This is a genomic window from Paenibacillus sp. XP01, from assembly GCF_057364885.1.
The window spans coordinates 3,997,766-4,011,635 of record NZ_CP139481.1; the positions used below are offsets into that span (position 1 = coordinate 3,997,766).

Sequence of the window (13,870 nt, forward strand, 5' to 3'; positions counted from 1 at the left end):
CGTATAAATTTCCGGTTCAATCTATATAGTCGTTTCACTTCATGTAACGATATTCCAGCAGTTTTTTCAAATTCGAAATTTTTTGCTGCAGCTTCTCCCCAACATTGGTTTCCCTCACAAGCTTCCGTTCCAGTTCTTTGTCCACCAGTCTTTTTACAGACAATACGTCCGTGCCGTTGCATAACACGTCTTCTTTTGAATTAAACTTCTGATGGGCGACGAGCTGCATGCCAAAGGAATTATACAACAAGGTATATCCGGCGATGCCTGTTGTGGATTGATAGGCTTTGGAAAAACCGCCGTCAATGACGATCATTTTCCCGCCCGCTTTAATGGGGTTCTCTCCACGAATTTCTCTAACTGGCGTGTGGCCGTTAATGATATGTCCGTGATCCGGATTCAAATCAAACTCCAGCAGAATTTTCCGGCAGATCTCTTCATTTTCACGCAAATAGTAGTAAGGGTTCTTTCTCTCCTTATGGGTTTCTTTATCCTGGATAAAGTACCGTTCAAAGGTGGTCATTTCTCTTTTTCCGAAGAGCGAGGAACACTCCCCTGTCCAGATGTACCATACCATATCCGTAGCCAGATCATCCGTCTCTTCCGGATGCGCAAAGGAGTAGCGCAAGTAATATTCAAAAACATCGAGCAGCTGGCGGCCCGAATACTTTTTGTCTTCAATCTGCATTTCTTCCATGTTTCCTTCTTCATCCAAAGGAATACAGCCGTGGATTAACAGATTCCCGTTGTATTTTAAATAAAGGCTGCCCTTTTTCATCAGAAAATTCATATGTCTGGCCAGCTTTTCGGAATGCTGAACGGAGAACAGCAGCTTTTCCATCACCTCGTGTTCTTCCTTCAGCAATTGTTCAGGCTGCTGCGGGTCTACGGTTGCGAAACAGGTGTTTTCCAGCGGGTACGTTTTTTCGCCGATTTTGATTTCATTTTTGTCGTAATCAATCTGCTCAAGCAAAAGTCTTTCTGCCATATTAAAGTATGGGCGTCTCTTGATAATCGGAGCTTCAAGCTTGAACTGGATCATGGCAATGGCTTGATGAATTTTGGTGATCTGCAGAATTTCTTGCTCCGTTACGTTATGGCCTGCCTGCAGCTTCGGTCTGAAGGCCGGATTGTCATCATAGTATTTCTCCGCCAAGTTCAGCAGTGGGCGAAGATTGATACCGTAAACGTCTTCGATGATATCCAGATTGTCGTATCTGGCGCAGATTCGGATAATATTCGCAAGGCAGACCAGGGAACCCGCGTAGGCGCCGATCCACAGGACATCATGGTTCCCCCACTGAATGTCTACAGAATGGTAGTTGATCAGCGTGTCCATAATTTTATCGGGGTCCGGTCCCCGGTCATAGATATCTCCGACCACATGAAGATGGTCAACCACTAAGTGCTGGGTCGTATAAGCAAGGCCGATAATGAGCTTGTCCGCCTGGCCCAAGGAGATGATTTGCCGGTATATTTCCTCATAATAAGGATCCTTATTGTTGGTCGAATCTGTTTTGTATAAAAGCTCTTCTACAATATATACATACTGCTCCGGCAGAGCTTTACGCAATTTCGAGCGCGTATACTTGGAAGAGGCATAAGAAATAAGCTTAAGCATTTGTTCAATTGTTTGTCTATACCATTGGTTCAAGGCTTGTTTACTGCATAGGGCTCCTTTAACCAGCTGTATTTTTTCTTCCGGATAATACACCAATGCCGCAAAATCATTGATTTCTTGATCCGTCCAAACCTCTCGGAATAAATCTTTGATTTTCTCTTTGACCGTACCCGAACCGTTTCTTAGTACATGCTGAAAAGCCTGGAACTCCCCATGCAAATCACTGACAAAATGCTCGGTTCCTTTGGGGAGATTGGAGATCGCTTCAAGGTTGATGATCTCGGTGATGACTTTTTCTTCCGTATCATATTTCTGGGCCAATAAATCTAGAAACTGCGCATCCAAAACAGATGTCCCCCTTCAAGGAAATAAGTGGTTATGATCCATACTTACTAACGAATGAATAGAAACTTACATTTAATTATTCATATCATAACATATACCCAAAATTTTAGCTTACTCACGTTGAGAAGATAAATTTTAAGGTACCGGGCTCAGCGGTTTTGCTCAGTCTAGTCAGGAGTTCGAACTACCGCCCCAACAGGAGATCACTATGCAAAAGGTGATCAAGATGTTTTGAATGTGAATTTGATCAGTTCTTCACCTCATTAATAGATTTGCCGAGCCGATTTGCGGGGCCATAGCAACAGCAGTTCCTCATACGATACGTTTATCCTTCAAAGTTAATTATATTCACATTTTCTGAATTACAAAAAGGCCAACCAGTAATTGCTGGTTAACCCGATCTTGCGAAAAGGGGTAATTTAGCGACCAGCAGGCAACGATCGCGGTTCATTTCAAATGGAGGGACTCTATCGCTTTCATAACTACCTCTGGGTGATTTTGGGGAATCATGTGTGCAACGTTTTCCTGTACGATCAGTGTGGAGGTTGGAATTTCTTTGTGCAGTCGGAAACTATGCTCCTTTGTTTCGAAAGGATCGTCTGCGCCTACCATAATGACTAGCGGCACCTTGATTTCTTTGTATCTGTCCGAAACAGCCCTGGCAGCGGGAACAAAAGCGAGAACATCTTCTCGGTAAATTGGAATTGGCCATACCAATAAAGAGCCGCCATGAACATCACGATGATCGCTAACACAACCACCCGTATTCCTCCTCACGATCATTATATTCACATACTTATATATACATTAAAAACGTACTATATAGTATGTTAATGGCATAATAACGCGTTTAATCTCAGGACAAATGTCTAATGGTTGGCAGGCCCTCTAATTCCATGCCACAACGTTTTTGATATCGTATGGATAAGGGCGCGCAATGAATCCGGCCGTGGGTCGAGCATCCATTCGATGAGAACGCCTTTTAGCAATGCATCCAGCATCAAGGCGATCGAACGGGGATCGACGTCTTCTGCCATGTACCCCCTTCGTTGCATTTCTTGCAGCAATATCCCTATTTCATCCATCATGTGTCCGTGAAGTTTTTGCAAGTTTTCGCGGATCTCGGCTTCTCCGGAAACTAAAAACTCCAAAAATAGGCTGGATCGTTCTTCTCCAGCCTCAAGGCAATTAAACTGGGACTCCAACCATTCCGACAAGGCAGTCATCGGTTCGTTCGATGACAGTATATGGTCCACTTGGTGGGGAAGCAGTCGAAGCTGCTGCTCATAAGTTTGTTTTAAAATCGAAAGAAACAAATCTTGCTTGCTGGAGAAATGCCAATAAACCGCCCCCTTGCTTAGCCCGGCATACTCGGCAACTTTATCCAAAGAAGAGTTTACATATCCGTTTGAAGAAAAGACATGTGCAGCTGCTTCCAGCACGCGGGACCTCGTGTCCGTAAGATCGGCATGGAGTTCCGCTTGCCTTTCCTTTAACCATTCCCTCATCTGCTCCTTGCTGCCAAAATGTCTGCGGACAGCAGTCCAATGTACGCCGGCCACTCTGGCTATGTCAGCAAATGTAATCAGGTCGAATGCTTTCGTCTTGACTAATTGTTCTGCTGCTTGAAAAACTTTGTCACGAACATTCAAATCGAATCACCTCCACACACCTACTATAGATGTGTTATTCAGATACCCGTCAGTATGCTAATATAATAAAATTCCTTCAGTATGTTGTCAATTTAATGCATTGTTCTTCCCCCGTAACAGCTCCCGATTTACCGATGAATAACGTCATATCAAGTTTTTTCGATCGATTTGTCACATTTGCCTGATGCTGTTCCGTAATACAAGTTGTAAGGAGGGGAAGCAACTTGGACGAACCGATTCAACAAATTGTCAGTGACGTTCTGAAAGGGGAGAAAGACAAGTATGCATTGATCGTCATGCGTTGCGAGAAATTCATCTTCAATTACTGCTACCATATGCTCGGAGATTATGGAGAAGCAGAGGATTGCAGTCAAGAGGTGTTCTTGAAGGCATACCGCAGCTTGCACAAATACGATCCAGACAGACCCTATGAGGCATGGTTGTACCGGATTGCCTTTAACCATTGCATTGACTTGCTGCGCAAACGCAAAATCACGCGATTTCTGCCCTTTTTGTACAAAAGTGACCGGGACAACAACCAGGTCGATCAAGCTATTGATCACAAATATTACAATCCGTCCGTGCTGCGTGCGCTGGCCATGTTGTCCGCCGAGGAACGAAGCTTGCTGATTCTGCGCTGCGTCGAGGAAAAGAGCTATAACGAAATTAGCCCTATTCTGAATCAAAACGCGACCTATTTACGAAAGAAATACGAGCGGGCCGCCGCCAAATTCAGAACATACTACGTCAGTACAGAGGAGGAAAGAAAAAATGAGCATCGACCCCGGCCAAGACCTGAAACCACTATTTCAAAGAGTTGAACCTTCAGGAACCGCCCTTCAAGATCGGATCATGAACAACATAGGAGAAAAACCTTTCAAAAGGGAGCGATTTTTTGTGAAAAATAGAGTGAGCTTTCTCCTCTTAGCCGGCATGCTGCTGACTGCATCAACGGGATTTGCCGCCGTAAAATACCAGTCCTTGGCCAACGACAAAGGGGAGATTCTTTTTCAAGAAAAGCCGTTCTCCACTGCCCCTGCATCGAATCGCACCGAGGACGAAGCAATACGAATTTCCAGAATGAACGAAATTTGGGTGAATGACATCAAGCCCGGCGAGGCTGCGATCATCTACGTCGTGCCGAACAATCCGAACCATGTCCTCGATCTCAAAGCCAATTCACATATCGTAAAGAGTTTCGCCGAATTAAAGAAAATGCTGCATGTACCCGGCATGCCCCTATCCAAGGAACTCTCTGGCTCAAGCACGTATACGTTCCAAAAGGCAAGCGTACATATGGAGCACGGGATGGATCTGAATACGCTCTCCGAAGAGGAAAAAACAAAAATTGCAAAGAAACTGCTGGCCGAAGCCCAAGCTTCCGGCAAAGATTATGCCCTGATGCCGGTGAATTTTACGGATGATTTCTGGCTGTCGTTCCTAACCTATGCCAGCGGCAAAAATCAAATTTCACTAAGTATCCTAAACGCCAAAAATACCGGCCCTGTCACCGCCTCATATGAAGACGGACTGAACAGCACCAGCCAAAAAATAAAAATAAACGGACAGGACGTCATTCAGAGAACCTCTCGCGGGGGTTCCACCGAGTTAATATGGGTCTATGAGGAACCTGAAACCAGCTATGTTTATCACTACACCCTAAGTGTCCGCAAAGGTAATATCTCTCCGGAAGAGCTGATCCGGATTGCCGAAACGATCATTCCCGGATCGAAACATTGAGCATCCCCGCTTCGTTCTACACAAGACTAGACCCGCTGGTGAGCCCCGGTGGGTCTTTTCATTATGTTCTTATCCTCTCAATCAAATCTCTATTTTTGTCTCTAAAAACTCCAGATACTTTGGATCATCCTCCATAAAAATCCCAATACCCGCACCCATGTAAGCCCGTGTTAACTCGTCCGCCGCCTTTTCAAGGTTCCCCTGTTCATAATACAACTGCCCTAACCGGAGATGAATATAGGGATTCCCTACTCCCTTCGGACATTGTACAGCGTTATAAAAGCATTTAAATGCCTTATCGTAATTTTTCATATGGAAATGGACATCCCCGATTGCCACGTATAACCACGTAGCGGCCTCCCATTCTTGATGATTTTCCGGTAATAATCGCAGGGCCTTAACATACTTATGCTTGCCCGCCTCAAAATCGCCTGCCTTCACCAAATCATCGCCTTGTTTACTTAGAGCTGTAATCTCGCCATAGGTTGAATCTGAAAGCTGCATCGCTATTTCTCCTGTCCTATTCAATTTGTATCATTTTCTAACGAATGATCGTTTTTTGATTTTCATCAAAAATGATTGCGCCTTGTATCGCCAACAAATATTCTATCGCCCAAATGATATGATTTGTGAAATCTCGTTTGTCATCTGGCGAGAATACGAAGCGAATGCGTTCGGTACAATCTTTAACCTCGGGCGGACATTCTTTGATGATACTTGCAATGTAATCCGTATCTGCGGCTACAATGTGACCAGTTTCAAAATGCGCTGTAAAACTCCAACCTGGCCAACGAAGAATCATATATTTTTCGTTCGTGAACGGATTCGCCGATGCTCCGATTTTCAATCCATTCTTCGTTTCAAAATCAAAATAATCGCTTAACTCAGAGACGAGACGCTCATGGGAGTATGGAGGTGACGACTTCGCAAGATAGGCATGTATGACAGACATGTTCCGGTTCTCCTTTGGGTTTATATAAGGCAATCAATATTGAATCCAAGGCCCTGGAATGGTTTTGAGATCACAAAATCCCGAGCTTCCGCCGGGTCCAACAAGCAAAAGTATGGCCATTTGAGAATCAGAAGTTCCTTCATATCACAATTCAACAAACGACACTCGTGCATGCTTGCAGATGAAAAATCGCATTCCGATATGGATGACCTGGGCAACCAATTGAGATGTATCAGGCCATCAGAATCTACAATAATATCATGGTGCCTTCTGTTCATTCTGCCCTAGATTGCGATTTATGAAAATCCTGCAAATTTACCAATTAACATATGTCAGAAACAGAAACAGCTGATTCCATTTACCGGAATTTATGGCCAAAAACCGCTGATAGAGAAAATGACAGTACAAGAAATTGAAAACAAGTCTGGATATAACCAGAGTAACTTCTACGGTGCTTTACCAATGTTTACGATTTCCTCAGCTTGCATTTCTGTTCTTTGGGGATGTAGCCCGTTAGAGCATTTAAGAAATAAACACAGGACAGCACAAAAAAAGGTGAGGCCTTCCGCAGGAAGACACACCACCGATGTACAAGGAAACGTGAGAGCATGAGTACATGAAAGTTCTTTTTTATGGGCAAATCCGCATTTTATCACGCTTACCGATCTGCCACAAAAGGTTTATTGCCCCGTATTCAATGTAGTTCTAACTCCATAAACACATCGGCTCTTACATAGGGCATGGGCCCGATCTGCTCGACAGGAACATGTTTGAACCCAACCGATTCGTAAAGGTAAACGGCATTCGGCAGCTTGGTGCTGCTCCCCAAAAAGAGCGATGTAGCGCCAAGCCCGCGTGCGCGGTGAATGGCCGCTTGAATGATTTTCCGTCCGTATCCACGCCCCCTCATCTCGGGTGCCACGCTCATCTTCGAGAGCTCGAACACGCCACTCCCGGTCGGCACGAGTGCAACGCATCCGACGATCGAATCGCCATCACGTGCGATGAGTACGTCCCCTCCTCTGTTCACGATGTTCTCTACCGGGTTATCGAGGATGACCAGATCCGCCTCTTCGATGGCGAAGATGCGTGCAATCCATTCTTCGTTAAGTGTTTTAAAGGCCCGAGCTTCTTCGGGCGTCTGCATCGAAGTGATCGTAAGGGCTGTTTCAAGCATCCAATATTTCCTCCTCATGTAGGGGTTATTCCCACTATAGAAGAAACCAAACGATTGATCAATATCGGTATTCCTATTACGTTTATAGACAATACCTATGTTCGAATTGCGAACCCCAAGGTCGGGTGCATGGATAGAGTATAAACCGGGTAGCAATCAAACTCCGGCATACGAGGAGAAACCACCATCTATTGGCAATACTACGCAAGTTACAAAACGATATAAGTTGAACCGATGATTGTTATACGGAGTCACTACGTGGTCAGAACCATCTTCCGATCACTGTTATCCCCAGATTTTTTTGATCCCCCTTTTCAAAGGGAAAATCCGGTGAAGCTTATGCTTCCGATGCAGCTTTCTTTCAGAAAGCTTTTAAGCGACCGCTTCGCTTCTCCAGATTCTTTCTGCCCTCTCCGTTATCGTGTAAATGTCTAGTTCAACCTATATAGCTGATTGTTCACTAGCTAAGAATAATAATCCTCCAATGAGTTCTTTCGGTTTCACATAGTAACGATCACCCCATCAAAGTGAGTACTGACAATATAACGAGCTCCTTTTAAGATGGCAATTCTGGCTGTTTCCGCATCCAATACCGTGCCTGCTCCAATAATCATTTCTGAATGATTTAGACGGGCCAACTCTGCAATGGCTTCATCGGCTCCGGGCGTAGAGAAAGTGACTTCTATAGAGCGTATTCCGCCCGCAAATGCTTGTTTGGGGAAACTTGGGTAACATTCATGAGCTCCCTTTCAGCTAGTTCTTGTAATAAAAATCAGGAATGGCCGTCCACCGTCTTTTAAGTTCATGTGCAATGGCTTTAGGTTTTCGATCACGAGTGAAGATCCCCTTTTTGTTTCCTTGTACACGAATGATTCCCTGGCTCGTTGCAAAATCGGCAAAGTTCCACACTTGCTCACCGACAAACTGTTGAAATTCATCAAAAACTTCATGGTTTGCTTTATAAAACGCAACTTGGTATTCCTCTGTAAACATAATGGGTTCGACATCATGCAATCCGGCGACAGTGTCCGCTCCGTATTCGGTCATCATAAATGGTTTGTCTGGACATCTTTTCAGCCATTCCTTAAATTCAGTGCGCAGCATCTCTTTGGCTGATACCAAATCACCACCATTTACATACCATCCGTAATAGCGGTTAAAGGTAAGGATATCTAATAACTCCGCCACTTGATCCTGTTCAGGTGAAGATTCAATTTGAGTGACAATCGTAACAGGACGCTTTTGCGGATCTAAATCTTTGGCTAATTCGATTAGCGGTTTAAAATATTCATAAGCACCCTTTTCCTCTGAGGCAGGCTCATTGGCTATATTCCACATCACAACAGAGGGATGGTTTTTGTCTCTTTCAATGAGTTCCCTGATCACCTCTTGGTGATGTTCGAACGTTTTAAGCTCATCCCACGTATTTCTAAGTTCTCCGCCACGATGCAGCACCATCATGTTTAAATGCATTCCCACCGCGGGTACTTCATCAATGACAACAAATCCTTCCCGATCCGCAAGCCTCATCACTTCTTCTGAATATGGATAGTGAGCGGTACGGAATGAGTTCGCTCCCGTCCATTTCATCAAATTAAAATCCAAAACATTGGCTGCTTCATCTAACCCTCTTCCATGAATAGGCGTATCTTCGTGCTTACCATAACCTTTGAAATAGAACGGTTTATTATTGATCAGGAACTGCCCTCCGCTCACCTCAACCGTTCTCACACCAAATGGCTGTTCATAAACATCGATCGTTTCACCTTCATCTTCCAGTTCAATCCGAAGGGTGTACAAATAGGCATTTAAAGGTTCCCACAGCTTAACGTTGGGAATCGTAAGTGTGCTTGATTTTCCTTCTGACTCTGAAATAACGATGCCCGATTCATCTACAATCTTTGCTTTAACAGATGCTGAACCAATCACATCAATGGAGTAATGAACTGTCCCATCCAGTTCAGTTACGATCGTCACATCCTTAACATAAATGGTCGGCGTCGTATATATTTTTACAGGACGATGCAAACCGGCATAGTTGAAGAAGTCAAAATTAGGATGATTCCGAACAACCTTTCCAACACCAGCAACGTGCTTCTCGGTTACAAAACCAACGGGTAAGGTCGTCTCATCCACAATATTGTTCACCGCAACGGTTAATCGATTTTTGCCTTTTTGTAAATATCGATTAATTTCAGCCTCAAAGGGTAAAAAGCCCCCTTTATGCTCTACAACGAATTCTCCATTCAAATAAACTTTCGCAAAATGAGTAGCAGAACCAAACCGTAAAACCACTCGTTCTTTGGCAAGCGAACTGGGCAGAGTAATCTCCCGCTCATACCAAACCCAGCCAACATGGTCACGGATGTTTGCACTGACTGCCATATCGTTAAATGAACCAGGAACCGCCATACGGCTTGGATCCTTCAACGTTTCCTTCTGCCAGTTCTCTTTAAATCCCATGCCAGCATCCAGTTTAAAGTTCCAAATCCCGTTTAAATCTATAATGCTACGCGTTTCGGTAAGTGTAGGATATAGCATATATAATCTCCTTTTTTTCATTCATTAAAGTGGTTGAAATCATAAATCTATATAGGTTGAACCAATGATTTTTACACAGAGACACTACGCGGTCAGAACCATCTTCCGATCGCTGTTATCCCTAGATTTCTTTGATCCCCTTGTTCAAGGGGAACATCCGGTGATCAGCCTATGCTTCCGATGCAGCTTTCTTACAGAAAGCTTTTAAGCGACCGCTTCGCTTCTCCAGATTCTTTCTGCCCTCTTCGTTATCGTGTAAATTTCCGGTTCAATCTATATAGTTGGGTTATCACAACGAGTCTTTATCACTTCTCTTCTTATTTAAAACGCTTACAAGTTCAGCCGTACGCTTTTTGTTTAACGGATAGAAGAAGGCCATACAAATAAATACGAGCAGAAGGCCGATCGATGGTACTAATGTCGCTAATAAATGAATCCCGTCCAACGTACTTGCAGCTTGGGATTGAAGCTCAGCATTGTAACCAACGGCGGCCACAGCTATACCGCCTATTCCTCCAGCTACAGCCTGTCCTACTTTACGCGCAAAAGAATAGATGGAGTAGATGGTTGCATCCTCTCTCATACCGGTTACATGTTCATGGTAGTCAACCAAGTCCGTTATAAAAGCCCAACTTATTAAATTGAAAAGAGCATATCCGAATAAACCCAGCGATAAAATACAAATATATTGAACCGCCGATAGGTTTGGAAGCAAAAATAAAATAAAGTAAACGATGGTCGATAGTAGAAACCCAGAGGCAGCTACTTCTTTTTTTCCGAACTTGGCTACCAAAGGTTTGACAATCGGCATTCCTATAAGGATCGTTGCCGATTGAACGAGGCTAAACACACTTAACAACTGGGCATTTCCAAAGTAATCCTTAAACAAATACGTATTCACTGTTCCAATTAACATTAAATTAATTAAGAAAATAAGTGAGCCAATGAGAAATACAATTAACGGTTTATTTTTAAGAAGACCTTTTAGCGTTTTTTTCAAATTCATATTCGGTTTATGATTTTCATCCATGACCACACGTTCTACGGTTAATTTATAACAAGCCATATAACTTGCGATCGACAGAATGCCAAAAATGACTGCACCCATTAAAAAGCGATTGGCATTCGCCTCGTTATTCACAAACATAAGCAGTGGACCCAGAACACCGACAATCAATTGAGCTAATGTCGCTCCAAGTGATCGCCATGTGGACAGTGTCGTCCGTTCTACAGGGTCAGCCGTAATGACTGAAGCCATTGAACCGTATGGGATATTAACCGTGCTATACAATGTGCCCCATAAGATATAAGTAACATAGGCATACGCGATGTAAAATCCATTGGACATTCCCGGTATGTGAACAAACATTAGAACGCCAGAAATGACGAGAGGGATCGACATTCTAAAGATCCAAGGTTTGAATTTCCCGTTCTTTCCGGCTTTTCTGGTATCGATAAAGCGCCCCCACGTGATGTCTGCAATCGCATCCCACAGACGTGCCAGCAAAAATAATCCCCCTACCGTAGCAGGATTAATTTGAAAGACATCGGTGTAATACACCATCAAAAACGAGCCCACCAGAGCAAAGAAAAAATCATTCCCAAAATCACCAAACAAATATCCAAACTTATCCTTGTATCCAAATGGACGCATAGAACCCACCTCTTCATATATGTTGGCCGTAACAGTTTGTTTGAAGTGCAAATTGAATTAATGATTTGTTGGCGCTTTCACGATTAAAAAGGATGGTGCTTTAACGATTGGTTAGCCCCCTGTTTCCTCCCTCATTTCAATTGTTGAAATCGATTTCACAGAAAAGTATAATCACTATTAGATATTCTTTATGGTAAATTCCACAGATAAAAAGGAATTAACACATCTAATTTCTTCACTCTACAACCTGGAGGTTTCAACATGCATAACTTTCAGCAGGAGAATATCGAATTTATATGTAACTTGGCACACAATATCTATAAAATACCTATATACTATTTTGACAGTGAGAATACGTTAACTTATGAAGCGGCTCTTGATTTCCGGCATAACCCTTTGTACACGTCCAACCCCGCCATTATTACAGAGTTATTTACCGAAATGGGATCACAACATTTTCCCGTTATTCGCGAAACCCTGTATCATGAGAAATTTTTCGCAATAAATGTCCATTTTAATCAAGAATGCAAAGGGAGAATCGTCGTCGGTCCAGTAATTAATTTCAGGATGACCGAAGAGACTATTAAAATCACGTTAAGGGATTTAGTAACCCGGGGAAACAAAGAGGAAATAAAGCATTACTATGATCAAGTCCCGGTAATCAGCAATTTTAATTTTATTAATCTGAGTATGATTATTTATTTTATGCTTTATCAACAAAAGCTGGAGCTGGCTGACATTTTGCTGAACAATGAAGGTCTTGATCAAAATATGCTAGAGATTGAACAACCCTATTCCCAAATTATTGATGGACGTCAAAATAATTTAGTACACACTGAAATAGATAAAGAGAAGAAGCTTTTGGATTTTATACGGTTAGGGAGAACAGATAAAGTATTGGAGAATTTTCATGCTATTCATAAACAAGGAAAGAAAGGTGTGTTATCAAAGACCAGTTTTTTGAGAAGTCAAAAGAACATCGCCATTTCTCTGATCACGTTAACCACCCGAGCAGCAGTAGAAGGAGGATTGTATCAAGAAATCGCCTATAACCTTAGTGATTTGTATATCCTTAAATTAGAGGAATTAACCGAAAGTAGAGCGGTCGATGAATTGATTGAGGATGTTTTAATTGATTTTGCTGAACGAGTCGCAAACAGTAAAAAACATAAATACTCAAGACCTATAAATATTTGTCAAAATTTTATTTTTAATCATCTGAATAAAAACATTACCGTTTCCCAACTGGCCGAATTAACTTCCCTGAATCCCAATTATTTATCTAACCTTTTTAAAAAAGAAGTCGGGATTTCGATTCCTCAGTTTATCCAGAAAACCAAAATAGAAGAAGCTAAAAACCTGCTGTCTTACTCCAGTTATTCTTTAGCTGAGATTTCAACGATGTTGAATTTTTACGATCAAAGTTATTTTGCTAAAGTTTTTAAAAAGTTTACGGGATGTACGCCTAAACAGTTCAAAAATCAAAAATGAAGTACCTGGATTCTAATGTTGCACTATGACCATAAGAAAACCGCCTTTGGTGAAAAGGCGGTCTATTGAGCTATCGGTCTATTGAGCTATCGTTCTCTTTCGTTGTAACGTTGTATTACTCAACTGTAATCTTCAATCAATGAGATTTTTCCTTCCTTAAACTCGAATTTCGATTTTCCATTTAATTGCAGCTTATCTCCAATTTTTAATCCGTTAGGTAAATCCACGGCAAGAATACCTTCATAATCAATTCCAACCTCTACTTTGTCATTGATGACACTGTACTCGGTGATGATCTGGCGACGGCTGGTGAACATCGTTGACGACTGTTCTGCCAATTCCCTGAATGCTTGTATTCCTTTGGTTTCCGTAGTGGTTTCGCCATTGGAAATATTCCTAAATATGATATCCTTGTGCAAGAGGCTTACCATGCCTTCAATTTCAAATGAATTGTATGCCTCAAGATAATTTTCAATGATATCCCTTATCTCTTTGCTAAGCATAACCGTACTCCCTCCTTGATCTTGTTATGTAAAAGATATACTCCTAATTCTATAGTACCATAATAAAGAAAAAATCCGACACGTCCCGTTATTCCGTTGCTCAAGTCCAAAAAAGCAAATAAATAATCGTTTGATACATATTTCGTTTGAAAAAATGTTGACTTAAACCATGGTTTAAGACGTATCCTATTCCT

Annotated in this window: 13 protein-coding genes; 3 read left to right on the plus strand and 10 right to left on the minus strand. The window is 42.4% G+C overall.

Translation table 11 applies throughout. The annotated features are described in order from the left end of the window. Window positions 1-34: 34 nt before the first annotated feature. The 3 genes from SNR34_RS17985 to SNR34_RS17995 form a co-directional block, all read right to left on the minus strand. The gene (locus tag SNR34_RS17985) at window positions 35-1,966 is read right to left on the minus strand and encodes a fructose-1,6-bisphosphatase (protein WP_486179832.1); all 1,932 of its coding nucleotides are present in this window, start codon (window positions 1,964-1,966) and stop codon (window positions 35-37) included. A 617-nt stretch (window positions 1,967-2,583) separates the two neighbouring features. Beyond that, window positions 2,584-2,727: a hypothetical protein gene (locus SNR34_RS17990; protein WP_486179833.1), complete on the minus strand. Its 144-nt coding sequence runs from the start codon at window positions 2,725-2,727 to the stop codon at window positions 2,584-2,586. Between the two features lie 108 nt (window positions 2,728-2,835). Then, on the minus strand, window positions 2,836-3,618 hold the full coding sequence (locus SNR34_RS17995) for a TetR/AcrR family transcriptional regulator (RefSeq protein WP_486179834.1): 783 nt from the start codon (window positions 3,616-3,618) through the stop codon (window positions 2,836-2,838). Window positions 3,619-3,842: 224 nt separating this feature from the next. Between SNR34_RS17995 and SNR34_RS18000 the strand changes: the two genes are divergently transcribed. After that, window positions 3,843-4,439, plus strand: a complete 597-nt coding sequence (locus tag SNR34_RS18000) for an RNA polymerase sigma factor (protein WP_339272626.1) — start codon at window positions 3,843-3,845, stop codon at window positions 4,437-4,439. A gap of 76 nt (window positions 4,440-4,515) precedes the next feature. Further along, window positions 4,516-5,358: a DUF4367 domain-containing protein gene (locus tag SNR34_RS18005; protein WP_486179835.1), complete on the plus strand. Its 843-nt coding sequence runs from the start codon at window positions 4,516-4,518 to the stop codon at window positions 5,356-5,358. A gap of 81 nt (window positions 5,359-5,439) precedes the next feature. Here SNR34_RS18005 and SNR34_RS18010 read toward each other — a convergent pair whose 3' ends face one another. From SNR34_RS18010 to SNR34_RS18035, 6 genes are all read right to left on the minus strand, one after another. After that, complete coding sequence (locus SNR34_RS18010) at window positions 5,440-5,862, minus strand: tetratricopeptide repeat protein (protein WP_339272630.1); 423 nt, start codon at window positions 5,860-5,862, stop codon at window positions 5,440-5,442. Window positions 5,863-5,899: 37 nt separating this feature from the next. Continuing rightward, on the minus strand, window positions 5,900-6,310 hold the full coding sequence (locus SNR34_RS18015) for a hypothetical protein (RefSeq protein ID WP_486179836.1): 411 nt from the start codon (window positions 6,308-6,310) through the stop codon (window positions 5,900-5,902). Window positions 6,311-7,004: 694 nt separating this feature from the next. Beyond that, window positions 7,005-7,487 carry a GNAT family N-acetyltransferase gene (locus tag SNR34_RS18020; RefSeq protein ID WP_486179837.1) on the minus strand — a complete coding sequence of 161 codons (483 nt, stop codon included), beginning with the start codon at window positions 7,485-7,487 and terminating at the stop codon, window positions 7,005-7,007. A 500-nt stretch (window positions 7,488-7,987) separates the two neighbouring features. After that, window positions 7,988-8,182 carry a hypothetical protein gene (locus SNR34_RS18025; protein WP_486182485.1) on the minus strand — a complete coding sequence of 65 codons (195 nt, stop codon included), beginning with the start codon at window positions 8,180-8,182 and terminating at the stop codon, window positions 7,988-7,990. 58 nt (window positions 8,183-8,240) lie between these two features. Further along, on the minus strand, window positions 8,241-10,028 hold the full coding sequence (uidA, locus tag SNR34_RS18030; protein WP_486179838.1) for a beta-glucuronidase: 1,788 nt from the start codon (window positions 10,026-10,028) through the stop codon (window positions 8,241-8,243). A 289-nt stretch (window positions 10,029-10,317) separates the two neighbouring features. Next, window positions 10,318-11,682 carry an MFS transporter gene (locus tag SNR34_RS18035; RefSeq protein WP_236412446.1) on the minus strand — a complete coding sequence of 455 codons (1,365 nt, stop codon included), beginning with the start codon at window positions 11,680-11,682 and terminating at the stop codon, window positions 10,318-10,320. Between the two features lie 261 nt (window positions 11,683-11,943). On the opposite strand from SNR34_RS18035, the gene SNR34_RS18040 reads away from it, so the two are divergent. Next, the gene (locus tag SNR34_RS18040; protein WP_486179839.1) at window positions 11,944-13,173 is read left to right on the plus strand and encodes a helix-turn-helix domain-containing protein; all 1,230 of its coding nucleotides are present in this window, start codon (window positions 11,944-11,946) and stop codon (window positions 13,171-13,173) included. A 119-nt stretch (window positions 13,174-13,292) separates the two neighbouring features. Here the strand turns inward: SNR34_RS18040 and SNR34_RS18045 are convergent, their stop codons facing one another. After that, the gene (locus tag SNR34_RS18045; RefSeq protein WP_486179840.1) at window positions 13,293-13,676 is read right to left on the minus strand and encodes a nuclear transport factor 2 family protein; all 384 of its coding nucleotides are present in this window, start codon (window positions 13,674-13,676) and stop codon (window positions 13,293-13,295) included. Between the last annotated feature and the right edge of the window lie 194 nt (window positions 13,677-13,870).